The organism is Modestobacter caceresii (assembly GCF_000761485.1).
Taxonomy (GTDB): domain Bacteria; phylum Actinomycetota; class Actinomycetes; order Mycobacteriales; family Geodermatophilaceae; genus Modestobacter; species Modestobacter caceresii.
Map to the genome: position 1 here is coordinate 51,794 of NZ_JPMX01000008.1, position 23,147 is coordinate 74,940.

At 74.2% G+C, this 23,147-nt stretch carries 23 protein-coding genes and 1 other RNA gene; 10 read left to right on the plus strand and 14 right to left on the minus strand.

Annotated features, from left to right (window positions below):
- Positions 1-126: 126 nt before the first annotated feature.
- Positions 127-1,671, plus strand: coding sequence for a glucosylglycerate hydrolase (gene ggh, locus IN07_RS02690; RefSeq protein ID WP_052090613.1), 1,545 nt, complete (start codon positions 127-129; stop codon positions 1,669-1,671).
- A gap of 48 nt (positions 1,672-1,719) precedes the next feature.
- Here ggh and IN07_RS02695 read toward each other — a convergent pair whose 3' ends face one another.
- Complete coding sequence (locus tag IN07_RS02695; RefSeq protein WP_036333327.1) at positions 1,720-2,721, minus strand: aldo/keto reductase family protein; 1,002 nt, start codon at positions 2,719-2,721, stop codon at positions 1,720-1,722.
- A gap of 124 nt (positions 2,722-2,845) precedes the next feature.
- Between IN07_RS02695 and IN07_RS23735 the strand changes: the two genes are divergently transcribed.
- Complete coding sequence (locus tag IN07_RS23735; protein WP_052090614.1) at positions 2,846-3,352, plus strand: superoxide dismutase family protein; 507 nt, start codon at positions 2,846-2,848, stop codon at positions 3,350-3,352.
- A 125-nt stretch (positions 3,353-3,477) separates the two neighbouring features.
- Complete coding sequence (locus IN07_RS02705) at positions 3,478-4,662, plus strand: serine hydrolase domain-containing protein (protein WP_036333329.1); 1,185 nt, start codon at positions 3,478-3,480, stop codon at positions 4,660-4,662.
- A 40-nt stretch (positions 4,663-4,702) separates the two neighbouring features.
- On the opposite strand, the gene IN07_RS02710 is transcribed toward IN07_RS02705, so the two are convergent.
- Together IN07_RS02710 and IN07_RS02715 are read right to left on the minus strand one after the other, a co-directional pair.
- Positions 4,703-5,353: a response regulator transcription factor gene (locus IN07_RS02710; RefSeq protein WP_036333332.1), complete on the minus strand. Its 651-nt coding sequence runs from the start codon at positions 5,351-5,353 to the stop codon at positions 4,703-4,705.
- A complete protein-coding gene (locus IN07_RS02715; RefSeq protein ID WP_036333334.1) occupies positions 5,350-6,525 on the minus strand; it encodes a sensor histidine kinase in 1,176 nt (391 codons plus the stop codon). The genes IN07_RS02710 and IN07_RS02715 overlap by 4 nt, the downstream gene beginning before the upstream one ends.
- A 130-nt stretch (positions 6,526-6,655) precedes the next feature.
- Between IN07_RS02715 and IN07_RS02720 the strand changes: the two genes are divergently transcribed.
- The 3 genes from IN07_RS02720 (at position 6,656) to IN07_RS23740 (ending at position 9,173) form a co-directional block, all read left to right on the plus strand.
- Entirely contained in the window at positions 6,656-7,546 is an 891-nt protein-coding gene (locus IN07_RS02720; RefSeq protein WP_036333336.1) for an ABC transporter ATP-binding protein, read from the plus strand.
- On the plus strand, positions 7,543-8,280 hold the full coding sequence (locus IN07_RS02725; protein WP_052090616.1) for an ABC transporter permease: 738 nt from the start codon (positions 7,543-7,545) through the stop codon (positions 8,278-8,280). Before IN07_RS02720 ends, IN07_RS02725 begins: the two co-directional genes overlap by 4 nt.
- 137 nt (positions 8,281-8,417) lie before the next feature.
- Complete coding sequence (locus IN07_RS23740; protein ID WP_156119005.1) at positions 8,418-9,173, plus strand: DUF6518 family protein; 756 nt, start codon at positions 8,418-8,420, stop codon at positions 9,171-9,173.
- Positions 9,174-9,225: 52 nt separating this feature from the next.
- Here the strand turns inward: IN07_RS23740 and IN07_RS02735 are convergent, their stop codons facing one another.
- The 4 genes from IN07_RS02735 to IN07_RS02750 form a co-directional block, all read right to left on the minus strand.
- The gene (locus IN07_RS02735) at positions 9,226-9,885 is read right to left on the minus strand and encodes a response regulator transcription factor (RefSeq protein ID WP_036333338.1); all 660 of its coding nucleotides are present in this window, start codon (positions 9,883-9,885) and stop codon (positions 9,226-9,228) included.
- A complete protein-coding gene (locus tag IN07_RS02740) occupies positions 9,873-11,135 on the minus strand; it encodes a sensor histidine kinase (protein ID WP_036333339.1) in 1,263 nt (420 codons plus the stop codon). Before IN07_RS02740 ends, IN07_RS02735 begins: the two co-directional genes overlap by 13 nt.
- A 79-nt stretch (positions 11,136-11,214) precedes the next feature.
- Positions 11,215-11,697 carry a hemerythrin domain-containing protein gene (locus IN07_RS02745; protein ID WP_036333341.1) on the minus strand — a complete coding sequence of 161 codons (483 nt, stop codon included), beginning with the start codon at positions 11,695-11,697 and terminating at the stop codon, positions 11,215-11,217.
- Positions 11,694-12,632 carry a Rieske 2Fe-2S domain-containing protein gene (locus IN07_RS02750; protein ID WP_052090619.1) on the minus strand — a complete coding sequence of 313 codons (939 nt, stop codon included), beginning with the start codon at positions 12,630-12,632 and terminating at the stop codon, positions 11,694-11,696. Before IN07_RS02750 ends, IN07_RS02745 begins: the two co-directional genes overlap by 4 nt.
- Positions 12,633-12,780: 148 nt before the next feature.
- On the opposite strand from IN07_RS02750, the gene IN07_RS02755 reads away from it, so the two are divergent.
- Positions 12,781-13,815, plus strand: a complete 1,035-nt coding sequence (locus IN07_RS02755; RefSeq protein WP_036333343.1) for a 5-methyltetrahydropteroyltriglutamate--homocysteine methyltransferase — start codon at positions 12,781-12,783, stop codon at positions 13,813-13,815.
- Positions 13,816-13,888: 73 nt separating this feature from the next.
- Here IN07_RS02755 and IN07_RS24475 read toward each other — a convergent pair whose 3' ends face one another.
- Positions 13,889-14,023: a methionine/alanine import family NSS transporter small subunit gene (locus IN07_RS24475; RefSeq protein ID WP_081975130.1), complete on the minus strand. Its 135-nt coding sequence runs from the start codon at positions 14,021-14,023 to the stop codon at positions 13,889-13,891.
- Complete coding sequence (locus IN07_RS02760; RefSeq protein WP_036333345.1) at positions 14,020-15,645, minus strand: sodium-dependent transporter; 1,626 nt, start codon at positions 15,643-15,645, stop codon at positions 14,020-14,022. Before IN07_RS02760 ends, IN07_RS24475 begins: the two co-directional genes overlap by 4 nt.
- 186 nt (positions 15,646-15,831) lie before the next feature.
- Here IN07_RS02760 and IN07_RS02765 point away from each other — a divergent pair, with 186 nt between their 5' ends.
- Complete coding sequence (locus tag IN07_RS02765) at positions 15,832-17,058, plus strand: serpin family protein (protein ID WP_036333347.1); 1,227 nt, start codon at positions 15,832-15,834, stop codon at positions 17,056-17,058.
- A 145-nt stretch (positions 17,059-17,203) separates the two neighbouring features.
- Here the strand turns inward: IN07_RS02765 and ssrA are convergent.
- Positions 17,204-17,579: a transfer-messenger RNA gene (ssrA, locus tag IN07_RS24330) on the minus strand.
- A gap of 171 nt (positions 17,580-17,750) precedes the next feature.
- Here ssrA and IN07_RS02775 point away from each other — a divergent pair.
- Positions 17,751-18,644 carry a dioxygenase family protein gene (locus IN07_RS02775; protein WP_036333350.1) on the plus strand — a complete coding sequence of 298 codons (894 nt, stop codon included), beginning with the start codon at positions 17,751-17,753 and terminating at the stop codon, positions 18,642-18,644.
- A gap of 3 nt (positions 18,645-18,647) precedes the next feature.
- Here IN07_RS02775 and corA read toward each other — a convergent pair whose 3' ends face one another.
- The 4 genes from corA to IN07_RS02795 form a co-directional block, all read right to left on the minus strand.
- The gene (gene corA, locus IN07_RS02780; protein ID WP_036333352.1) at positions 18,648-19,793 is read right to left on the minus strand and encodes a magnesium/cobalt transporter CorA; all 1,146 of its coding nucleotides are present in this window, start codon (positions 19,791-19,793) and stop codon (positions 18,648-18,650) included.
- A 254-nt stretch (positions 19,794-20,047) separates the two neighbouring features.
- Positions 20,048-20,584, minus strand: coding sequence for a carboxymuconolactone decarboxylase family protein (locus IN07_RS02785; protein WP_081975132.1), 537 nt, complete (start codon positions 20,582-20,584; stop codon positions 20,048-20,050).
- Positions 20,581-21,462 carry an SCO6745 family protein gene (locus IN07_RS02790; RefSeq protein WP_081975134.1) on the minus strand — a complete coding sequence of 294 codons (882 nt, stop codon included), beginning with the start codon at positions 21,460-21,462 and terminating at the stop codon, positions 20,581-20,583. Before IN07_RS02790 ends, IN07_RS02785 begins: the two co-directional genes overlap by 4 nt.
- Before the next feature lie 18 nt (positions 21,463-21,480).
- Entirely contained in the window at positions 21,481-22,386 is a 906-nt protein-coding gene (locus tag IN07_RS02795) for a glycoside hydrolase family 25 domain-containing protein (RefSeq protein ID WP_052090622.1), read from the minus strand.
- 109 nt (positions 22,387-22,495) lie between these two features.
- On the opposite strand from IN07_RS02795, the gene IN07_RS02800 reads away from it, so the two are divergent.
- Complete coding sequence (locus IN07_RS02800) at positions 22,496-23,125, plus strand: TetR family transcriptional regulator (RefSeq protein ID WP_197058324.1); 630 nt, start codon at positions 22,496-22,498, stop codon at positions 23,123-23,125.
- The last annotated feature ends 22 nt before the right edge of the window (positions 23,126-23,147 follow it).

The following is a 23,147-nucleotide window of genomic DNA, read 5'->3' on the forward strand; positions in this document are numbered from 1 at the left end:
GGCGGTCAACGACCACGGCGTGACGTTCGCGTGAAATGTGCCTGACGGTCCGTCGTCCTCCCGCCTTCCGGGTGAGGATGGCCGGGCACCGGCGAGAGGGCACCGGCGAGAGGAACGGACCTGCAGATGACCGTGTCCCAACCGAGCGCGGTGGAGATCGGGCTGATGTCCGGCCGCGCCGGCTACGTCCTGCGGGCCAACGACCGCGGCGCCTTCACCGTCGCCTCCCCCACCCTGTACCCCCACATGTGGAGCTGGGACGCCGGCTTCGTGGCGCTGGGCATCGCGACGGTCTCGGTGCCGCGAGCGCTCAACGAGCTGCGCAGCCTGCTGTCCGGGCAGTGGGCGACCGGGATGATCCCGCACATCCTGTTCCACGAGCCCAGCGACTACTTCCCCGGTCCGGAGCGCTGGCGCACCCAGGTGGCCGCCGCCCGCCCGGCCGGGGTGCTGACCTCGGGCATCTGCCAGCCGCCGATCCACGTGATCGCGCTGTCCCGGATCCTGCACGACGCCCGCCGGAGGGGCGGGGCGGACCAGGAGCTGGCCGAGGAGTTCGTCCGGGAGACGTTCGACCAGTGGCTGGCCTGGCACCAGTACCTGGCCACCGCCCGCGACCCGTACTCCTACGGGCTGGTGGAGATCCACCACGGCTGGGAGTCGGGGATGGACGACTCCCCACGCTGGGACTCCCCGTACGCCAACGTGCACCCCCAGCCGGACATGCCGCCGTTCGTCCGCGCCGACCTCGCGCACGTCGCCGACCCGTCGCAGCGACCGAGTGACACCGAGTACGCCCGCTACCTGTGGCTGGTGGAGCAGAAGGTCCGCACCCGCTACGACGACACCGCCTACCGGGCGACCGGCGACTTCGTGGTGGGCGACGTGCTGGTCTCCGCCCTGCTGGCCGCCGCCAGCGACCTGCTCGCCGACATGGGCGAGGAGCTCGGGGTCGGCGGCGGCACGGCCGGGGGCGTGGAGCAGTCCCGCGCCATCGCCCGCCGGTTCCGCACCGGGGTGCTGCGCTCGGTCGACCCGCAGACCGGGTTGGCCCGCGACCTGGACCTGCGCACCGGCCAGTGGCTGGACGTGGAGAGCGCCGCCGGGTTCGCCCCGCTGCTGTGCGGCGGCGACGAGGCACTCACCCGCCGGCAGCGCGACCTGCTGCTCGGGCCACGGTGGTGCGGGCACTCCCGGCTGCGCTGGCCGGTCATGCCGTCGGTCTCCCCCGCCTCACCGGCGTTCCGCGAGCAGACCTACTGGCGCGGGCCGCAGTGGCCGGTGCTCAACTGGCTGATGGCCTGGGCGCTCAACCGCTCCGGTGAGACCGAGGCGGCCAACCAGCTGCGGCTGGCCGGGCTCTCCCAGCTGATCGACTGCGACTTCGCCGAGTACTACCAGCCGGTGACCGGCGAGACGCTCGGCAGCCGCGACCAGTCGTGGACGGCGGCGATCGCACTGGACTTCCTGGCCGCCCGGCGCCCGGCGCAACGGCGCCCGGTCCGCTGGCTGACCAGCGAGCTGCCGCGGATCACCCCCGCCCACCGGGACGCCCACCGGGCGGCCCAGCACGCCTCGCCCACTCCGCACGCCGGGCACCTCGCCGGGCACCGCCCGCCGCACAGCCGCGGCCCGGCCACCACCCCGCAGCCGCAGCAGCGGCCGTCCTGACCCCGCCGGGCCGAGCGGGCTCCGGGGTGGAGCCCGCCCGGCCAGGTCTCAGGGCCGCGGGTCCGGGCTCTTGGTCAGCGCCGGGTCGGTCAGCGCCACCGGGGCGAGCACCTCGTCGATCCGCCGCTTGACGTCGTCGTCGAGCCGGACCCCGGAGGCCTTGACGTTGTCGGTCACCTGCTCCGGGCGGCTGGCGCCGATGATCGCCGCCGCCACGTTCTCCTCCTGCAGCACCCAGGCCACCGCCAGCGTGGCCATCGTCAGCCCCAGGTCGTCGGCGATGGGCTTGAGCTCCTGCACCCGCTCCAGGACGTCGTCCTTCAGCCAGCGGGCGATCATGTTCGCCCCGCCGCCCTTCTCGTCGGTCGCCCGCGAGCCGGCCGGGACGGGCTGGCCCGGCAGGTACTTGCCGGTGAGCACGCCCTGGGCGATCGGGGAGAAGACGATCTGGCTGATGCCCAGCTCACGGGAGGCCGGGATGACCTCGGCCTCGGGCACCCGGTAGAGCGCGGAGTACTGCGGCTGGTTGGACACCAGCGGGATCCTGAGCTCGTCGGCGAGGGCCTTGGCCGCCCGGATCTGCTCGGCCCGCCACTCCGAGACGCCGATGTAGAGCGCCTTGCCGCTGCGCACGACGTCGGCGAAGGCCAGCATCGTCTCCTCCAGCGGCGTCTCGTGGTCGTAGCGGTGCGCCTGGTAGAGGTCGAGGTAGTCGGTGCCGAGGCGGGTCAGCGAGGCGTCGATCGACTCGAGCACGTGCTTGCGGGACAGGCCGCGGTCGTTCCGGCCGGGCCCGGTCGGCCAGTAGACCTTGCTGAACAGCTCGATCCCGCTGCGCCGCTCACCGGCCAGCGCCTTGCCCAGCACCTCCTCGGCGCGGCCACCGGCGTACACGTCGGCGGTGTCGAAGGTGGTGATGCCGGCGTCCAGCGCGGCGCGGACGCAGGCGTTGGCCGCGTCGGACTCCACCTGGCCGCCGTGGGTGATCCAGTTGCCGTAGGTGATCTCGCTGATCTTCAGGCCGCTGCGGCCCAGGTGTCGGAACTCCATGTGTCGTTCCTACCCGCTGGCCCAGGTCACGGCTCGGCATCGACTCCGCGGCCGACGGGAGTGCGGCGCAGGGAACGGGGCAGTCCCTCCACCGACGACGCCCACGACCTGAAGGAGCCCCCCTGTGAAGCGGACGATGCTCTTCTCCGCCACCGCCGCCGCCGCCCTCGGGCTCACCGCCTGCGGGGGCGAGAGCACGGCCGGCGTCGGGGGCTCCATCGAAGGGCTGGGCAACGGGGAGGTGACCGAGAGCCCCGCGGTGCTGGTCGACCTGACCGGCGAGCTGGTCGACCCCGAGGGCAGCGTGCTGGGCACCGCCACCTTCACCAGCACCGACACCGGCACGGAGATCGAGGTGGAGGCCAGCGGGCTGACCCCGGGCGACCACGACATGCTCCTGGTCAGCGAGGGCGGCTGCACCGAGGGCGCGGTCGACAGCGCCCCGGTGGCCGACCTCCCGGCGCTGCCGGTGACCGAGCAGGAGATCGGCCAGCTGGACACCCTGGCCGGGGAGTTCGACCTGGACCTGCTGGCCGACGAGGACGGCACCTCGCTCATCGTGCTGCCGCTGGACGACGAGGTCCTCGCCGAGGGCGCCGCCTGGTCTGCCTGCGCCTCGATCGAGGGCTGACGGCGGGACCCACGCCCGGGTGCAGCCTGCGCCACCTCGGGTGACCCCCGGGCGGGATCGATCGGGGCGGTCTCCCCGGACAGGCTCGGGAGGTCCGCACGACCGACCCGCCTCCAGGAGTCCCCGTGTCCGCAGCCACCCACCCGAACCGCTCCCCCGTCCCGCGCCGCACCTGGGCCACGCTGCTGGTCGCCGCCGCCACGGTGACCGCCGCCGGCACCACCGGCCTGCTGAGCCCGGACGACGCGGCGGCCGATGCCGCCCGGCCGGCGCACGCCTTGCAGGACGAGCTGGACGGGCTCGTCGCCGACGACGGCTTCCCCGGCGCGCTCGCCGCCGTCCGCGGCCCGGGCGGCCGGGTGCACCACCTCACCGCCGGGGTCGGCGACCTGACCACCGGCGAGCCGGTACCGGTCGACGGCGAGGTGCGGATCGCCAGCAACACCAAGACCTTCGTCGCCACCGTCGTCCTGCAGCTGGTCGAGGAGGGGCTCGTCGATCTGGATGCCCCGATCGAGAGGTACCTGCCCGGGCTCGTTCGCGGCCCCGGCGGCGACGGCAACGCCATCACCGTGCGCCAGCTGCTGCAGCACACCAGCGGCCTGCCCGACTACGACGACGTCGTGGTGGCCGACTACCTCGCGGTGCAGCACCGCTACGTCGAGCCGCACCAGCTGCTCGACATCGCACTGGCCCGGCCGGCCTCCTTCGCCCCCGACGCCGGCTGGGAGTACAGCAACACCAACTACGTGCTGGCCGGACTGCTCGTCCAGGAGGTCACCGGACGGCCGATCGGCGAGGAGGTCACCAGCCGGGTGGTCGAGCCGCTCGACCTGGACGACACCTACTGGCCGCACGAGGGCGAGCAGGAGCTCCGCGGCGCCCACCCGCACGGCTACTACGCACCCGAGCCGGGGGCCGAGCAGGCCGACGTCACCGTGCAGGACCCGTCCTTCGGCTGGGCCGCCGGGCAGCTGGTCGCCAGCCCCGGCGACCTGCTCGAGTTCTTCACCGCCCTGGTCGACGGCGAGCTGCTCGGCCCGGCGATGCTCGCCGAGATGCAGTCGACGGTGTCGGCGCCCGGCTCGGCCGCCAGTGGTGACGAGGCCTACGGCCTGGGGCTGCAGACCTTCACGCTCAGCTGCGGCGGCACCGCCTGGACCCACGGCGGTGACATCCCCGGCTACGAGACCCGCAGCGCGGTCACCGAGGACGGGCGCGGCGCGGTCGTCGCGGTCACCGCGCTGCCCACCGAGCTGGAGCAGATCGTGCACGTCGAGGACGTCGTCGACGCCGCCGTCTGCGGGTGAACGACGACCCCGGCTGCGCCGTCGTGCGCAGCCGGGGTCCTCAGCGCAGCGGCACCAGCCCCGACTCGTAGGCAGCGATCACGGCCTGCGTGCGGTCCCGGGCGCCCAGCTTGCGCAGCAGGCTGCTGACGTGGGTCTTGACGGTCTGCAGGCCGAGGAACAGCTCGGTGGCGATCTCACCGTTGCTCAGCCCGTGCGCCATCAGCCGCAGCACGTCCGCCTCTCGATCGGTCAACGCCACCCGCGCCGCACCTCGGGCCGTGCCCCCGCCCGCGTGCCGCGCAGCGAGGGAGCGGATCGCGGCCGGGAACAGCAGGCTCTCGCCCCGGGCGACGACCCGCACGGCGTCCACGATCTCGGCCGGCCGCGCGCGCTTGGGGAGGAACCCGTCGGCGCCGGCGTGCAGGGCCGCGACCACGTTCTCGTCGTCGGCGAAGGTGGTCAGCACCAGGACGCGCGGAGCGGTGGGATGCCGCCGGCGCAGCGTTCGGGTCGCCTCGATGCCGTCGACCAGCGGCATCCGGATGTCCAGGACGACGACGTCCGGGCACGACCGCGCCACCGCCGGCCCGACCACGGCTCCGTCCGCGACCTCGCCGACCACCTCGACGTCCTCCTGCGCGTCGAGGATGGCGCGCAGGCCGCTGCGCACCAGCTCCTCGTCGTCGACCAGCAGCACCCGGATCGTCATCCCGGCACCGGCAACCGGACGGCGACCCGCCAGCCTCCGTCGACCCGACCGGCCTCCGCGGTGCCACCGAGCGCCGCGACCCGGTGTTGCAGGCCGGGCACCCCGCTGCCGGTGCCGGCCGTCGCGGGCAGCGCCGCCGGGACCGGGTTGCGGACGTCGACCACCAGTCCCCCGCCGCCCACCTCGACCTGCAGCCGCACCGGCACCGGGCCGGCGTGCCGCAGCGCGTTGGTGAGCGCCTCCTGCACGATCCGGTACCCCTCCTCCGAGAGCTGCCCCGGCAGGTCGGCCACCCGGCCCGTGACGTGCAGGTCGACCTGCGCCCCGGCGGCCTCGGCCGAGCGCACCAGCCGGTCGAGGTCGGCCAGCGTGGGCGCCGCGACAGGCGGGCGGGTGGTGTCGCGCAGCAGGCCGAGCACCCGTTCCAGGTCGTCGGCAGCCTGCCGGGCGCAGTCCTCGATGGCGCGGAGCGCGCCGTCGACGAAGGCAGGGTCACGGCCGGCGACCTCCCGCGCTGCGCCGGCCTGGAGCAGCGTGACCGTCAGCGCGTGCCCGATCGAGTCGTGCAGCTCGGCGGCCAGCCGGGTGCGCTCCAGCAGCCGCTCGGTGCGGGCCCGCTGCGCGGCCAGCCGCTCGGCCGCCGAGGGGTGCAGCAGGTGCCGGGCGGCCGCCGCGAGCAGCGCGCCGAGGGCGGCCAGGGCGTACACCAGCGCGATCACCAGCAGCAGTGCGAGCGGCAGGCCGACCCAGCCCGGGACGCTCGCCGCGGGCCACCGTGCCGACGGGAGGCCCAGCAGGGACCAGGCGGCGGCCACGGCGACCGCCGCCAGCTGACCGGCCAGCACGCCGAGCTCGACCCGCACGACCAGCCAGCCCAGCAGCCGGGCCCGGTCCGACCAGCTGCGCGACGGCTCGACCGTGACGTCGTCGTCGCCGGGCAGTACCAGGGCGCGCGCCTGGACGCCCTCGCTGCGCCGCACCACCGGGACGGCGGCCAGCAGCGCCAGGAGCGGCAGCGGCGCCAGCGCGAGCCCGGCCAGCGTGGCGGGTGAGGTGTCCTCCAGGCCCGGCCAGACCATCGCGCAGGCGGCCGCGACCCACAGCCCGACCGCCAGGTGCAGGACGCGCGTCCACGTCGTCCTGCTGGTCACCGGTCGCAGCACGCTGTGCACGCGGCCATGATCCCGTCTCCCGGCCGCCCGCGGCCTCCCGCTGGAGAGGGAGCCGGACGGACCGTGCGGTGGAGGTGCCGGGGCGCCGGGTCGGCCAGCGTGGACGCATGCCGGACGACGGGAGCGGGACGTGATCGAGGTGCGTGGACTGACCAAGCGGTACGGCCCGGTGACCGCGGTGGCCGGGCTGACCTTCGACGTGCCCCCGGGCGTGGTCACCGCCTTCCTGGGGGCGAACGGGGCCGGGAAGTCGACCACGCTGCGGATGCTGCTCGGGCTGGACCGGCCGACCGCCGGCACGGCCCGCATCGACGGTCAGCACTACGCCGAGCTGCGCGACCCGCTGCGGACCGTGGGTTCACTGCTCGACAGCAGCGCACCCCACCCCGGCCGCACCGCCCGGGCACACCTGCGCTGGCTCGCCGCGAGCAACCGCGTCCCCGGACACCGGATCGACGAGGTCCTCGACCTGGTCCACCTGACCGCCGTCGCCGATCGGCGGGTGCGCGGGTTCTCGTTGGGCATGCGCCAACGGCTCGGCCTGGCCGCGGCCCTGCTCGGGGACCCGTCGGTGCTGCTGCTGGACGAACCGGTCAACGGCCTGGACGCCGAGGGCATCCGGTGGCTGCGCACCTCGCTGCGGCGGCTGGCCGCCGAGGGCCGCACGGTCGTCGTCTCCAGCCACCTGATGAGCGAGGTCGAACAGACCGCCGACCACCTGCTCGTGATCAGCCGCGGCCGGATGCTGGCCGACACCCCGCTGCCCGACTTCCTCGCCGCGCACTCCGCCGCCCGGGTGCTGGTGCGCACGCCGCAGGCCCGCCGGCTGGCGGAGCTGCTGACCGCCGGCGGCGCCGCCGCCGCGGTCCAGCCGGACGGCTCGCTGCACGTCTCCGGCGTCGGTGCGGACGACGTCAGTGCGGTCGCTGCCCGGCACGGGGTGCCGCTGCTGGCGCTGGGCACCGACCACCGGTCGCTGGAGGACGCCTTCCTGGCCCTCACCACCGGAGCCGACACGTGATCGCCGCCCTGCACGCCGAGTGGGTCAAGGCGACGACGCTGCGGTCCACCTGGCTGTGCCTGGCCGGCTTCGCCGTGGCCGTCGCCGGCATCAGCGCCGCCGTGGTCGGTGCGATCGGTGACCTCCAGGCCGCCGAGCCCGGGTACGACGCCGGCCTGCTCGCCTTCTACGGCCTGAACTTCGGGCAGGTGGCCGTCATCGTGCTCGCGGTGCTGCTCACCGCCGGGGAGTACGGCCGGCGGACCGTGCACGACTCGTTGGTCGCCGTCCCCCGGCGCGGGGTGTTCCTGGCGAGCAAGGTGGCGGTGGGCGCTGCCCTGGTGCTCGCCACCGCTGCGGTCACCGCGCTGGTCACCGTGGTGGTCACCCAGGCCCTGCTCGGGCCGGCCGGGGTCACCCTGTCCGAGCTCGCCCGGCCGACCGTGGCGGCAGCGCTGTACCCGACGCTGCTGGCCGTGGTCTGCATGGGCGTGGCGATGATGATGCGCGACCAGACCATCGCCCTCGGGCTGGTGATCCCGTTCTTCTTCCTGGTCTCGCCGCTGCTCGAGCTGGTGCCGGTGCTGCAGCGCGTCGCGGTCTGGCTGCCCGACCGCGCCGGCCAGGTCGCCCTCCGGCTGCACGCCCGCCCGATCGACGCCTTCGGACCGGTCACCGGGCTCGCCGTGCTGACCCTGTGGGCCGCGGTCGCGGTACTCGGCGCCTGGTGGGCACTGCGCCGCCGGGACGCCTAGCTGTCCTGCTCGGCGAGGTCGGCACGGAACGGCGGGTGCCGGATCGACAGCCCGTCCGACCTGAGGATGGGGAGTGTTCGCCGATCTCCCTCCGTGGGCTGATCCGCGGGTGACCTGCTGCGTGTCAGGGTCAGCCGGTGAGCACTCCCGTTCCCGCTGCCGCCGCCTCATCCGAGGCTCCGCAGGCCATCCCCGACCGTCCGCTCGACGTCGCCCATGGCGGTGTCGACGGTGGCGGTTCCCACCTCGCGCCCCGTGAGGAGCGGCGACCTGGGCTGGGTGCTCCGGTGGCGCTCGGCGTGGCCGTGCTGATCGGCCTGGCATGGGGAGCGGCGACGTCCGGCCTGCAGACGGTCCTGCCCTCGCCCTTCTCCGGGCTCGCCAACGCAGTCAGTCCCTGGGTCGCCCCCGCCTTCGTTGTCGGTGCGCTGACCAGGCGGTCGTGGGTCGCTGCCGTCGCCGGGGTGCTCGTCTGCCTCGGCGAGGTCGGCGGGTACTACCTCACGTCCATGGCGCGTGACTTCGACGTCAACCCGGCCATGGTCGTGTTGTGGGTGGCCACCGGCCTGGTCGGCGGTCCGGTGTTCGGCGCGGCGGGGTGGTGCTGGCGTCGGGTGCGGTCGCTGCACTGGACGGGGCTGAGCGCGGCGCTCATGGGCGGGGTGTTCCTCTCCGAAGGCGCCATCGGCTACGGGGTCTACCTGCACTACGCCGGTGACGCCGTCGTCTTCTGCACCCTCGGGGCTCTGCTCGTGGTGGCCCTGGGAGCCGCTGCGCCGGCGGCACGAGAGATCCGAGCGCCTGGTCGGGGCATCGGCACCGCCATGGCCTGGCTGCTGCTCGTCCTCCCGCTGGGTGCCGCCGGGCAGGCGCTGCTGCGAGTCGTCGCCTGAGCCGTGCCCGGCGCGCACCCGCATGTCCCGATGCGCGCTTGGGGAGGATGCGCTACGCGCGGCGGCGGACGTCCTCCAGGTAGCGGAGCACCGCGGTCACCCGGCGGTCGGCGCGGTCGTCGGGGGGCAGGTCGAGCTTGGCGAAGATGCTGCGGATGTGCTTGTGCACCGCGCCGTCGGTGACCACCAGCCGCTCCCCGATCGCGGTGTTGCCCAGTCCCTCGGCCATCAACGCCAGCACCTCCCGCTCCCGCGGGCTGAGCCGCTCCAGCCGGGTGTCGGTGCGGGTGCGGGCGAACAGCTGGGCGACCACCTCCGGGTCGATCGCCGTGCCGCCGGCGGCCACCCGGTGCAGGGCACCCAGGAACTCCTCCACCCGGCCGACCCGCTCCTTGAGCAGGTAGCCCAGCCGGGCGGCGCCGCCGGCGAGCAGGTCGGTGGCGAACGCCTGCTCCACGTGCGCCGAGAGCACCAGGACGGCGAGGTCCGGCCGGCGGCGGCGCGCCTCGACGGCGGCCACGATCCCCTCGTCGGTGTGCGTCGGGGGCATCCGGACGTCGACGATCGCGACGTCGGGCCGGTGCTCGTCCAGCGCGGTGAGGAACTCCGCCGGGCCGCCAGCGGTCGCCACCACGTCCAGCGACTCGGCACGCAGCAGGAGGGCCAGGCCCTCGCGCAGCAGCGCGTCGTCCTCGGCGATCACGATCCGCACGGCAGCTCCACGGTGAGGGTGGTCGGCCCGCCGGGCGGGCTGGTCAGGGTGAGGGTGCCGTCGTGCGCCTCGACGCGGCGGCGGATGCCGACCAGCCCAGAGCCGGCCCCCTCGACGGCGCCACCGGCGCCGTCGTCGGTGACGCGGACGCACAGCCGCTGCTCGCGCAGCCGCACCTCGACGGCGGCCCGGCCGGCCCTGCTGTGCCTGGACACGTTGGTCAGCGCCTCGGCGACGGCGAAGTAGGCGGTGGCCTCGACGGAGGCCGCGCAGCGGACCGGCACGTCGACGTCCACCTGGCACGGCACGGCGGAGGTCGCGGCCAGCCCGGTGAGCGCGCCGGCCAGACCGCGGTCCTCCAGCACCGGCGGCAGGATGCCGCGGGCCACGGACCGCAACTCGGCCAGCGCCTGCTCGGCGGCGTCCTGCGCCCGCTCCAGGATCTCCTCGGCGGCCGCCGGGTCCCGGAGCACGGCCCGCCGCGCGGCGCCGAGCAGCACGGTGACGCCGACCAGCCGGTTCTGCGTGCCGTCGTGCAGCGAGCGCTCGATCCGGCGCAGCTCGGTGGCGTGCGCGTCGAGGGCGGCGGCGCGGGTGGCGGTCAGCTGCGCGACCCGCAGCGAGAGGTCGGCGCCGGCGTCCGCGGCGAGCAGCCGGCGTCCGCGCCGGGCGAGCAGCTCGGCGATCGGCGGGGTGAGGACGACGGTGAGCAGCGCCCAGCCGACGCCGATCGCCACCACCGGGCCGACGCCGGCCCAGTCCTCCACGACCCAGAAGGTGAGCGCGTCGGTGGCCTGGTCGTCGGGGAGCAGCTGCCACCACAGCGGGAAGGTGAGCTCGCGGACGGCGTAGATCGGCAGCAGCATCCCGACCGCCGACAGCAGCAGACCGGCCGTCGCGTGGCCGACGAGCCAGCGGACCTCGCGCCGGGTGGCCGGGTCGGCGGCCGCGTCTCGGAGGCGTTGCGGCGGTGGCGGCGGGCCGACGACCTCCGGGCCCCAGCGACCGAGCCGGGCCCGTTCCCGCTCGGCGACGGCGTGCGCGCCGCGCAGCCCGGCGGGCAGCGCGAGCAGCCCGACCCCGACCACGCTGGTGACCACGGCGACCAGCAGGAACAGCAACACGCCCAGGGCCAGGACGGCGGTGCCCAGCGCACCAGGCAACTGCTCCAGCGGGCCGAGGCTGCGTCCGGCGTAGCGCGCCAGGGGGCCCCGCGCGGCGCCCGCGCGCTGCTCCCCCGTCGTCCCCACGGCTGCAGACGGTAGGGCCCGGCACCGGCCGGGGACAGCGAACCGGCCCAGGAGTACAGCCTGCTGTACCCCGGGCGGGTCAGACGAGCTTCAACGTCATCCGCTTGAGCCGCACGATCAGCCGCATCGCGCCCGACCGGCCGAGTTCGTCCTGCCGTTCCTGCAGCTGGCGACCGAGCTCCTCCAGCCGCTCCTCGCCGAGGGCGTGCGCCTGGGGGAACATCCGCTGCTCCTCCTCGAAGGTGTGGTGGCGCAGCGTCGACTCGAGCATGCGCACCTCGGTGACGAACTCCGGGTCGTCCAGGGACGTGCGCATGACGGTGGCGAGCTGGTCGTCGATCTGGCGGTGCTCGGCGTGGGCCACCGAGAGCAGCGGGGAGACGTCCCGGACGGCGGGGTAGAACAGCTCGTCCTCGATCTGGGTGTGCACCTCCAGCTCGCGCAGCAGGTCGTCGCGCAGCCGCCGGCGATCCGCGACCTGGCCGTCGGTCGTCTCCGCCAGCTGCCGCAGCAGTCCTCGCAGCACGTCGTGGTGGGCGATCAGCACCTCGTCGGCCTTCATCGGGACGCCTCCTCGACGGTCGTCGTCGCAGTGGAGCCGCGCCAGTGCGCCCGGCGCCGTACCTCGACCTGGCCTCCGCGCACCCGGGTCTCGAAGCACGGCAGCGGCGCGGTCGACGGGCCCTGCGCCGGCTCGCCGGTGGCCAGGTCGAAGCGGGACCCGTGCCACGGGCAGACCAGTTCACCGCGGTGCAGCCAGCCCTCCCCGAGCGGGGCCCCCTGGTGCGGGCAGGTGCCGCCCACGGCGTGGACCTCGCCGTCCTGGGCGACCAGCACCACCGGCACGCCGTCCACGTCCGCCCCGACCGGTGTGCCGTCGACGAGGTCGGCCTGCGCGAGCACGGGCGTGAACCGGCGCGGCTCGGGGCTGCGCTGGGCGTGGTCGGTGCCGAGCCCGTGGCGGTAGGACAGCGCTCCGCCCAGCCAGCTGCTCGCCAGCGTGAGCGTGAGGCCGGCGGCCGCGGTGACCCGGGCCCGCACCGCCCGGCCCCGTCCCCGGTCGGCGAAGGACCACACGTAGAGCGCGAGGGCGGTGCTGTTCAGGCCCGCGTGCACCAGGCCGACCCGCCGGGCGCCGTCGTGGGCGTGCTGCCAGTCGGTGAACCCGGTCGCCGCGGAGGCCACCGCACCGGCCACGCCGACGCCGACCACGGTCCGGGCGGCCGGCCCGGCCCCCGGTCCCCCGCGGCCGGTGGCGTCGAGGCCGTCGAGCACCGACGCCGCGGTCCAGGCGCCGACCGGCACGGTGACCAGGGCGGGGTGCAGCGGGTGGCCGAGCCAGACGCCGTGCAGCAGGTCCTGGAGCGGCCGGGCGTACCGGCCGGTGAGCAGGTACGTCAGCGCGACGCCGTGTTCGACCTGGTAGCCCGGGGCGTCCAGCACCTGCCAGCGCTCGACCGCCCCCAGGGCGCGTTCCAGCCGACTCCGCACGCTCACTGGGGCACGTCCCGTCCAGTCACGTTCCCCGGGTGCCCGATGCCCGGCGGCCGAAACGACGGGCCGAGGTCGCCGCCGGGTCCCGGTGACCGGTCGCCTCGCACGCGACGTGGAGGATCGGGGCCGTTCGCGTCCTCAGGAGGAACAGATGCCAGCCCCGCTCCCGCCGCTGCCCACCACCGTCGTCGGCAGCCTCCCCCAGCCCGACTGGCTCATCGACCGTGACCGGCTCGGGCACCAGTTCCCGCCGCGGGTCCGGGCCAAGGAGCTGTGGCGCGTGCCGCCGGAGTTCCTGCAGGAGGCCCAGGACGACGCCACGCTGGCCACCATCCGGGCGCAGGAGCAGGCCGGGCTGGACATCGTCGGCGACGGCGAGATCCGGCGCGAGTCCTACTCCAACCACTTCGCCACCGCGCTCGAGGGTCTGGACCTGGACCACCCCGGGTCGGTGCGGAACCGCTCGGGCATCGACATCCCGGCCCCGCGGGTGGTGGGTGAGATCCGCCGTCCGGAGCCGGTGCAGGTGGACGACGTCCGGTTCCTGCGCGCGCAGACCGACCGGGCCGTGAAGATCACCGTGCCCGGTCCGTTCACCATGGCGCAGCAGGCGCAGGACGACCACTACGGCGACGACCGGGCCCTGGCGCTGGCCTACGCCGAGGTCGTGCGCGCGGAGATCGCCGACCTGTTCGCCGCCGGCGCCGACATCGTGCAGTTGGACGAGCCGTGGCTGCAGGCCCGCCCCGAGGTCGCCCGTCGCTACGGCGTCGAGGTGCTCACCGCCGCGCTGGCCGACGCCCCCGGACCGGTGCACGTGCACGTCTGCTTCGGCTACGCGGCGATGGTCGCCGACCGGCCCGAGGGCTACTCGGTGCTGCCGCAGCTGGCCGACGTGCCGGCCGCGGCGATCTCGATCGAGACGGCGCAGTCGCACCTGGACCCGGCGACCCTGCGCCCGCTGCGCGGCAAGGGTGTCGCGCTCGGCGTGCTGGACCTCTCCACGCCGGAGGTGGAGACCCCGGAGACGGTCGCGGACCGGGTACGACGGGCGCTCGACCACGTCGACGTCGACACGCTGGTGCTGTCCAGCGACTGCGGGCTGAAGTACCTGCCGCGAGAGTCGGCGGCGGGGAAGATGCGCTCCCTCGCCCGAGCCGCCGAGCTGCTCCGCGCCGAGCTCTAGCCGGACGGCGGACGGCGTGCGCTGACCGCCGGGGTGACCCGCTCCGGCCCCCGCGCACGCCGTCCCTCGCTGGTCAGAGGTCCCGGCGCGGACCCTCGGCGCGCTCCTCGACGGCGCCGTGGCGCAGCAGGCTGGCGACGGCCAGGGCGAGGCCGCCCCAGATCACGACCATCGCCACCACCATCATCACGATCGCTGCCGTGCTCATCGGGGTCCTCCCTCGTCCTGCGGGCGGTCGTGCGGGGTCGGGGCCGTGGTGGCGGGCGCGTGCAGCGGCGCCGCCGGATCGGAGCCGGGTGGTGGTCCGTCCAGGTGCGTCCCGGCGCGCCACGGCAGCCGGGCCAGCAGGAAGCCGAGGAGCGGGAGCGCCACGACCAGCGCCCAGCCGAGAACCAGCAGGAGCCAGGCGGGGTAGTCCTCGTAGCGCGCGGCGAGGTCGTCCCGCAGCGCGAGGACGAGCACGACGGCCAGGCCGACCGGGGCGACGACGCTCGTCAGCAGGCGCCAGCCGGTGCCGACCCGGGGACGGCCGTGGACGTTGAGGTGCGCGCCGAGACCGGGCAGGGCCCGCACCACCCAGGAGACGACCAGCATGCTGACCAGCGCCACGACGAGGATGCCGTACTGGTTGACGAAGTGGTCGACGACGTCGAGCACGTAGATGCCGCTCGTCGTGCTGAAGAGCACCAGGCTCAGCACCGCGGCGGGGACGCCGACCGCGAGGGTCGCGGTGAGCCGGCCGGTGTCGAGCTTGTCGCGGACCGCGGAGATCACCACCTCGATCACGCTGATCAGCGAGGTGATGCCGGCGATGACCAGCGCCCCGAAGAACAGGACGCCGAGGAGGGCGCCGGCCGGGGCCTCGCTGATGATCGCCGGGAAGGCGATGAAGGCCAGGCCGATCCCGCCGCTGGCGACCTCGTCGACCGCCTGTCCGTTGGCCTGGGCCATGAAGCCCAGGGCGGCGAACACCCCGATGCCGGCGAGCAGCTCGAAACCGGAGTTCGAGAAGCCCACGACGAGGCCGGAGCCGACCATGTCCTCGCGGCGGCGGACGTAGGAGGCGTACGTGATCATGATGCCGAAGCCGACCGACAGCGAGAAGAAGATCTGGCCGAACGCGGCGGCCCAGACCGAGGGCGAGGTCAGCGCCGACCAGTCGGGCGCGAACAGCGCGTCGAGGCCGGCCCCTGCGCCCGGCAGCAGCAGCGCCTGCACCACGAGGGCGACGAAGGCGAGCACCAGCACCGGGATGAAGACCAGCGAGGTCAGGCCGATGCCGCGCTGGACGCCGAGCGCCATGACCACCAGGACGGCCAACCAGACCAGGGCGAGGGGCACGAGCACCCCGGGCACCACGTCGGCGGTGACCCGGACGTCGCCGGCCTGGAGGAACTCGCCGAAGAAGAAGCCCTCGGGGTCGTCGCCCCAGGCCAGGTCGAGGGAGAAGAAGGTGTACCGCAGCGCCCATGCGATGACCGCGGCGTAGTAGACGGCGATGACGAAGCAGATGCCCACCTGCCACCAGCCGAGCCCCTCGGTGCCGCGGCGCAGCCGGGCGAAGGAGAGCGGTGCGGAACCGCGGTGGCGGTGGCCGATCGCGTAGTCGAGCAGCAGGAAGGGGATGCCGGCGGTCAGCAGCGCGATCAGGTAGGGCAGCAGGAAGGCGCCGCCGCCGTTCTCGTAGGCGACGTAGGGGAACCGCCAGATGTTGCCGAGCCCGACCGCCGACCCGATCGCCGCCAGGATGAAGACGCGCCTGGAGCTGAACCCGCCGCGGCGCTCCTCCTCGTCGGGCTGCTCCGTGGCCCGCCCCGCCGTCGTGCTCATGCGACCTCCTGTGTCGTGATCCGCCGAGGAGAGGATGTCAGGCCCCGGCGCCTCGGCGGCATCGTCCCGGCGCCCTCTCAGGTCACGGGAGCAGCACGAAGGCAGCGCGGTCCTGTACCGGCACGGCTCTGCACGATCATGCTGACCCCGTCCGTGACGCGGGTGACAGCGGGGAGGAGCGACGCGGTGGCCAGGTGCAGTCGGGGACGGGTCCTCGCCGTTGCGGCCGGCTCGGCGGCGGCGCTGACCGCCTGCGCCACGGCCGGCGGGCAGGTCGTCCCGGTGCAGGTGGGCACGCTGACGGCTGACGACGTCGCCGAGGCACAGACCGCCTTCGGCGTCGACCTGCTGCACGAGGTCTGCGCGCGCACCCCCGACCAGACCGTGCTGCTGTCCCCGACCTCGGCAGCCGGGGCGCTGAGCCTGCTGTACCCCGCCAGCCGCGGGCAGACGGCGGAGGCCGTCCGCAGCGTGTTGCACCTGCCGGAGTGGTCCCCCGACCTCGTCGCGGCGTTCCGCGACCACACCGGCGCACTCGACGGCCTCCGCCACGAGGGCGACCTCGAGGACGACGATGCGCCGGACTCCCTGCAGATGAGCAACCGCCTCTGGATCGCCGACGGCATGGAGCCCGACCCCGACTACCTGGACGACATCGCGACGGGCTTCGACGCCGACGTGCTGGCACTGGACTTCGCCGGCGACCCGGGAGCGGCGACCGACCGGATCAACACGACGGTCGAGGAGGACACCCGCGGGGTCATCGAGGAGCTCCTGCCCGAGCCGCTGAAACCGAACACCGCCGCCGTGCTGACCAATGCCCTGCACCTCCAGGCCAGGTGGGCGATCCCCTTCACCGACACCCGGCCGGCTCGGTTCGCGGCGCCGTCCGGCGAGGTGACCGTCGAGATGATGAGCGGCGCGACGGGCGCCTCCCGCGCCGCGGACGGCTGGCAGGCGGTCGAGCTGGCCTACCGCGACGGAACGCTCAGCGCCGTCGCCGTCCTGCCACCCGAGGGCACCGACCCGTGCACCGTCGACGCCGACACCCTGACCGACCTGCAGGCCGCCGAGTCGGCGGAGGTGGGCGTGCAGCTGCCGCGGCTGGAGCTCGAGCAGTCGCACCAGTTGCTGGACGTGCTGGCCGCGATGGGGCTGCCGGTCGAGGGTGGTGACTACTCCGGCCTCGGCCGGAACGGTCTGGCCATCTCGCAGGTCGTGCAGCAGGCGTTCCTCGACGTGGACGAGGAGGGCACCGAAGCGGCCGCTGCCACCGCCGTGGTGGTCGAGGAGGCGGCGGCGGCACCCCCGTCCGCGGTCGTGTCGTTCGACCGGCCCTTCCTCCTCGTGCTGACCGACACGGAGACGCGCTCACCGCTGTTCATGACCGTCGTCCAGGAACCGTCGGCCTGAGCTCCCCAGCGCGGGCACCGGCACCGGACGCACGTAGGGCCCGGTCGAGTGACCGGGCCCTACGTGGTGGAACGGGGGCTTCACCAGCGGATGCTCCTCGAGCAGCGGACCCGGGAACCGGACCAGCTCGTCGAGGACGATCCTGTGGTGGAGGCGGCGGGAATCGAACCCGCGTCCTGCGACGCATCACCAGGGCTTCTCCGAGCGCAGTTCGCTCTGCCTCTGCTCGGCCCTCCCGATCTCACGAACGAGTCGGGATGACGGGCCCAGTCGCTGTTTGGTGTCCCACACGCACCCGCGACCGATGCGTGCGGTGAGTCATCTAGCTGATGCCAGGATCCGGGCCGATGACGAACCCGGGCTGACAGACTCGCCTAGCTGCTGTTAGGCAGCGAGAGCGAAGTCGCGCTGATTGGAATCGGCGCTTGTGTTTTTTGCAACGGATGGTTAACGAGATCATCGTTGCCTTCCTCGGCTCGCTTCCCCTGGTCAGACGACCGCAGTCGAGACCAATCGCCCCCCTGTGTAGTTGTACGGCCAGCATAACGGCACACGTCCCCGAGGTGTTCCCGAGCGCACGCCCCACCCCTGCTCGGCTCGCGGACGACACTGCACACCGTCCAGCACGTTCCCGCCGGGCCGTCGGCGCTCCAGCTGCCGGTCGTCCCGCTCGACCCGCCAGGGGGCAGCGCATGACCGACGACGTCACCGCCGACATCGACGAGCACACGATCACCGACGCCGTCGTCGCCAGCTTCGCCGCGACGCCGGACAGCCGGCTGCGAGAGGTGCTGGGCGCGCTCGTGCGCGGGCTGCACACCGCGATCCGGGAGGTGGAACCGACGCTCGCCGAGTGGGAGCACGCGATCGACTTCCTGACCCGCACCGGGCAGACGTGCGACGACGTCCGGCAGGAGTTCGTGCTGCTCTCCGACGTCCTCGGGATCTCGTCGCTGGTGGAGAACATCAACCACCGCAAGGTGGGCGGGGCCACGGAGGCGACCGTCCTCGGCCCCTTCCACATGACCGTCTCGCCACCTCGCCGCAACGGCGACTCGATCGACGAGGTGGGCGGCGACCAGCCGTGCGTCATCACCGGCCGGGTGCTCTCGGTCGCCGGCGAGCCGGTGCCCGGGGCGAGCGTCGACGTGTGGCAGGCCGACGGGAACGGGTTCTACGACGTCCAGCAGCCCGACGTGCAGCCGGCGGGCAACGGTCGCGGCCTGTTCACCACCGACGAGGAGGGCCGGTTCTGGTTCCGCACCACCGTCCCGGCGCACTACCCGATCCCCACCGACGGCCCGGTCGGCGAGCTGCTCGCGGCGACCGACCGGGCGCCGTTCCGGCCGGCGCACGTGCACTTCATCGCCGATGCGCCGGGCTTCGTGCCGGTGACCACGCACGTCTTCATCGACGGCAGCCCGTACCTGGACGCCGATGCGGTCTTCGCGGTCAAGCGCAGCCTGATCCGCGACTTCGCCCCCGTCGACGACGCCGAGCAGGCCGCCCGGTTCGGTACGGTGAACCCGTTCCGGCTCGCCGTCATCGACCTCGTCGTCGAGCCGACCGGTACGCCCGCCCCGTGACCGTCAGATCCAGTCGCGGCGCTTGAAGATCACGTACAGCGTGAGGCTGACCATGAACATCAGCACCACGGCGAACGGGTAGCCGTACTGCCACTCGGTCTCCGGCATGTCCTCGAAGTTCATCCCGTAGACCCCGCCCACGAGGCTGGGGGCGAAGAGGATGGCGGCCCACGCGGAGATCTTCTTGACCTCCTCGCCCTGGGCGAGGCTGGTCTCGGTGAGGGTCTTCATCTCCTCGTTCTGCCGCTGGGCGACCAGCGTGGCGTTCACGGTGAGGATGTCGCGCAGCTGCAGCCGGAAGCCCTCGACCCGCTCGGTGGTCGAGGTGACGTGGTCGGCGACGTCCCGCAGGTGGCTGCGCAGCTCCTCGTCGACGCCGTACTTCTCGAACCCGGCGGTGATCGCGGCGAGGATCCCGGTCAGCGGCTGGACCGCCCGCTGGAAGTCCAGGACCTCCTGGGACAGCTCGTAGATGCGCCGGGACACCTGCGGGTCACCGCGGAAGACCTCGACCTCGATCTCGTCGATGTCCTTGTCCAGCCCGGCGACGACCGGGGCGTACCCGTCGACGACGGCGTCCAGGATCGCGTACAGCACCGCCTCCGAACCGCGGGCCAGCAGCTCCGGCGAGCTCTCCAGCCGGCGGCGCACCCGGGCCAGGTCCGGCGACTCGGCGTGCCGCACGGTGATGGCGAAGTCCTTGCCGAGGAACAGGTGCAGCTCGCCGAACTCCACCTCCTCGGCCTCGTCCAGGTACCGAGCGGCCTTGAGGACGACGAACAGCGTGTCCCCGTACCGCTCGAACTTCGGCCGCTGGTGCGCGTGGATGGCGTCCTCGACCGCGAGGTCGGGCAGGCCGTACTGCTCGGCCAGCTCACCCAGCGCGGCCGGCTCCGGGCGGTACAGCCCGAGCCAGACCATCCGGTCGTCGAAGCCCTCGGTCAGCCACTCGTGGCTCTCGGCCGCTGATGCGGGCGTGGCGATCCGCCGTCCGGCGGCGTACACCGCGTTGTCGACCAGACGCGAGCGCCGCTCGGCCGCGGTCTCCGGACCGGGCTGCTCGGCCGGCCGCGGGGGCACGAGGACGGCGCGGGGCCGGCGGGTGAGGGTGGACAGGGCGGTGCGGGGGGCGAGACGACGATCGGCCACGGCGGGCTCCCGGGGGACGCGGGGACGGGTGGGCGCGGGAGGTCCCCGTGCGCGTGCCCGCCCGGCTCAGCGAACCGGCGGCGTCAGCGGGAGGGGACCTCGGGACTGCAACTGGGAGGCTCCGATCGCACGGCCCAGCACCTCCCGTCGTCCCAGGGCCGCGTCCGTCGCGCGGGCCGTCGTCCATCGTGACACGCGGGGACGCTCCTGGGCATCCCGGTCGCCCGACCGGGGGGTGAACGACGTGGGAAGAGTCAGCCGGCGACCTCGCCGGCCGGAACCGGCACCCGCAGCGCCACCAGGAACCGGGAGACCATCGCGTAGCCGGCCACGGTGGTCACGAGCTCGACCACCTGCCGGTCGTCCAGGTGCGCACGCACGGCGGAGAAGACGGCATCGGGGACGTCGACCTGCCGGCTCGACGCATCGGTGAACCGCAGCACGACGGCCTGCACCGGGGAGAACACCGGCGCCCCGGCCGCGTCGGGGGTCCGCAGCGCGGCGAGCTGGGCGTCGGTGACCCCGGCCCGGCGGGCGGCCGGCTCGTGCGCGACCCACTCGAACTCCGCCCCGTTGAGGACGGCGATCCGCAGCACCACCAGCTCGGTCAGGTCGGCGGTCAACGCCGTCCCGTTGCGCAGCGCCCCGAGCAGCGCGCTCCACCCCTGGGCGACGGCGGGGCTGTGCAACAGCAGGCGGTCCAGCCCGGACAGCTCTCCCCCGCGCCGGGCCCGCAGCACCTCCGCGGCCGGGGTGTCCCCGACGGCGTCCGGCAGTCGCGCGCCGGTCACGACCGGGACAGCACGCCGGCCGGGAACGCGCCGTTGCCCAGCAGCCGGCCGGTCAGGTCGCCGGCGAGCGCGGCGACCCGCTCGGTGCGCTCGACGCCCAGGTACACGAACGGGGCGGCCGACAGCGCGTCGGTCTCCTGCTCGATCGACGCCCGCAACTGCTGGCCGGCCTCGGTGAGCGCGCCGTCGGCGACCAGGCCGCGCTCGGTGAGCCCGTCCAGCGCTGCCGTCCACTCCTCGTCCGACCACCCCCGGGTCGCCTGGGCGGCCTGCCGGGTGAACCCGCGGCCGGTGAGCGTGTGGGTGACCAGGGCCTCCAGGCCGGTCAGCCCGTGCCGGACCACGCTGAGCACGTGCCCGTCACCGCGGTGCTCGCGGAGCAGCGTGACGCCGTGCCACACCTGCAGCAGCGGCTCGTCCGGCCAGGGCAGGTCGGCGTGGGCGGCGAACAGCGGCCGGGCCTCCGGCGTCAGCGCTGTGCACGCCTCGCGGAGCAGGCCGGACAGCTCGCGCAAGCTGCTCTCGTCGGCGCCGTCGAGGAGCCGGGTGAGCGAGGCGCGCGCGGCCGCGGTCCGGGCGGCGAGCACCTGCCCCGGGGTGGCGAGGGTCCAGGCACGGGGCAGGTGCCGAGCCACGATCGCCGGGGCGAAGTTGGCGAAGGTCGCCGTCACCACGCCCGGGCCGACCGCCCCCATCGCCGCCGCGCGGCCGGCGAAGTAGACCATCCGGCCCGGGCGGAGGCCGGCTCCGGTCAGGTGCTCGTCGGTCTCCGGCGCGAAGTAGACGTGCGAGTGCAGCGGCTCCAGCCGCCGGTGGGTGCGGGCGACCAGGCGGAGGTCGGGGGCGAGCGGGGAGGCGGGCTGATCGACGCTGACCATGCCGCGCACCCTAACCACTCAGTCGCGCGACCCCGAGGCGGCCGACCCGGCCCAGCGGGCATCCGCGACGCAGGAGCGGTTGTGGTCCAGGTCGTCCTCGACGTACTGGGTGAGCACGACCCGGCCGCCGTCGACGAGCGGCTCGTCGGCGCAGTTGGCGACCGCGCCGCGGATGCTGCGGGCGCCGGCCAGCCAGCTGTCCAGCCCGTGCAGGCTGCTCCACGAGGGCACGTCACCGACGATCTCGCCCCACTGGTAGCCGGTCGAGTAGAGCCCGACCCGGCCGCCCACCGACTCGAGGTGGTCGGTCATCCCCTCCAGGGTGGCCCGGTTGTTCCGCTGCGCCGCGGCGCCGTCGGTCTGCCAGGTGTTCATCGTCTCGACGTCCAACCACCAGCGCAGGCCGACGAGGTCGGCCGGGTCCTCGATGGCGGCGTCCCCGTCGAGGTCGCCCAGGGTGTCCAGCACGATCCGGACGTCGTTCTCGGCCCGTTCGACGCCGTACTCGTAGGAACAGGCAGCGCTGTTGCCGCCGTCGCACGCGCCGTAGCGGTTGACGCCCCGCGACGGCCAGGTCGTCACCTGCTCCCGCACCTCGCCCGGGTTGGCGGTGTTCACGTACAGCTGCGCCCGTGGCTGGGCCGGCTCGGCACCCGAGGAGTCGTTCGCCCACTCCCACTGGTCGGCGAGACAGGGGTTCTCCGTGGTGGCGATGCCGCCGTTGACGCCGATCACCGCGAACGCCGCGTCGTCGGGGAGCGTCCGGTCGCACTGGGGGTACGAGACGTCGTACCCGACCGTGCCCTCCACCGTGCTGCGCAGCTCGGGACGGGGCTCCTCGGCCGAGGCGGTCGCCGGTGCGCCGAGCACCGCGGCGCCGACCGCCGCCGTGGCCACGACGGCCGTCCGCAGGATGCTCCGCATCACATCGACCGTACGCCTCACCGCGGCCGTCGGCCGGTCACCCGCTGTTCACGAAACCGGACTGGGTAAATGTCTGTACTGCGTTCAGCTTCTGCCCTACGGTGATCACGTGACCCGATCCGGACAGGGGAAGACCCCGCACTGCCCGGTCGGTCGCGTGCTGGGCCTGCGGGAACGCAAGAAGCTCGAGGCCTGGCGGACGATCCGCTCGACCGCGCTGCGCCTGATCAGCGAACGCGGGTTCGACGCGGTGAGCGTGGAGGACATCGCCGCCGAGGCCGGTGTCTCCCGGACGACGTTCTTCAGCTACTTCCGCAGCAAGGAAGCCGTCGTCTACGACCTCGATCCGCAGGAGCTGCAGCAGTGGCGCGCTCTCCTGGCGGACTGCCCGAAGGGCGAGCCGCTGTGGGAGGCGCTCACCGGTCTCGCCCTCAGCCTGGCGGAGCTCCTCGCCGACCGCCTGCCCCTGCAGAAGCGGCTGTTCGAGCAGTCACCGGAGCTCTGCGACTCGTCGCGGGACGTCTGTGACAGCTTCGGGCCCGACCTGCGGGAATGGGTCGCCCGTCGCACCCCCGACGGCGAGGAGCTGCACGCCGCCCTGGTCCTCAACACCACCTTCGCCGCCTTCAACACGGCGATCGAGGCCTGGGACCCAGACGACTCCTTCGACCACTTCCTGGAACTCGTCCGCGACTGCCTGCGCTGGGCCGGCGCAGGACTCGCCCGACCCATGAGCTGACCCGCACCGCTCTGCACCGGCA

Coding starts and splice junctions, on each gene's coding strand:
- ggh (WP_052090613.1), top strand. CDS start 127: ATGACCGTGTCCCAACCGAGCGCGGTGGAGATCGGGCTGATGTCCGGC.
- IN07_RS02695 (WP_036333327.1), bottom strand. CDS start 2,721: ATGGAGTTCCGACACCTGGGCCGCAGCGGCCTGAAGATCAGCGAGATC.
- IN07_RS02710 (WP_036333332.1), bottom strand. CDS start 5,353: ATGACGATCCGGGTGCTGCTGGTCGACGACGAGGAGCTGGTGCGCAGC.
- IN07_RS02745 (WP_036333341.1), bottom strand. CDS start 11,697: ATGAAGGCCGACGAGGTGCTGATCGCCCACCACGACGTGCTGCGAGGA.
- IN07_RS02755 (WP_036333343.1), top strand. CDS start 12,781: ATGCCAGCCCCGCTCCCGCCGCTGCCCACCACCGTCGTCGGCAGCCTC.
- IN07_RS24475 (WP_081975130.1), bottom strand. CDS start 14,023: ATGAGCACGGCAGCGATCGTGATGATGGTGGTGGCGATGGTCGTGATC.
- IN07_RS02760 (WP_036333345.1), bottom strand. CDS start 15,645: ATGAGCACGACGGCGGGGCGGGCCACGGAGCAGCCCGACGAGGAGGAG.
- IN07_RS02775 (WP_036333350.1), top strand. CDS start 17,751: ATGACCGACGACGTCACCGCCGACATCGACGAGCACACGATCACCGAC.
- IN07_RS02790 (WP_081975134.1), bottom strand. CDS start 21,462: ATGGTCAGCGTCGATCAGCCCGCCTCCCCGCTCGCCCCCGACCTCCGC.
- IN07_RS02795 (WP_052090622.1), bottom strand. CDS start 22,386: ATGCGGAGCATCCTGCGGACGGCCGTCGTGGCCACGGCGGCGGTCGGC.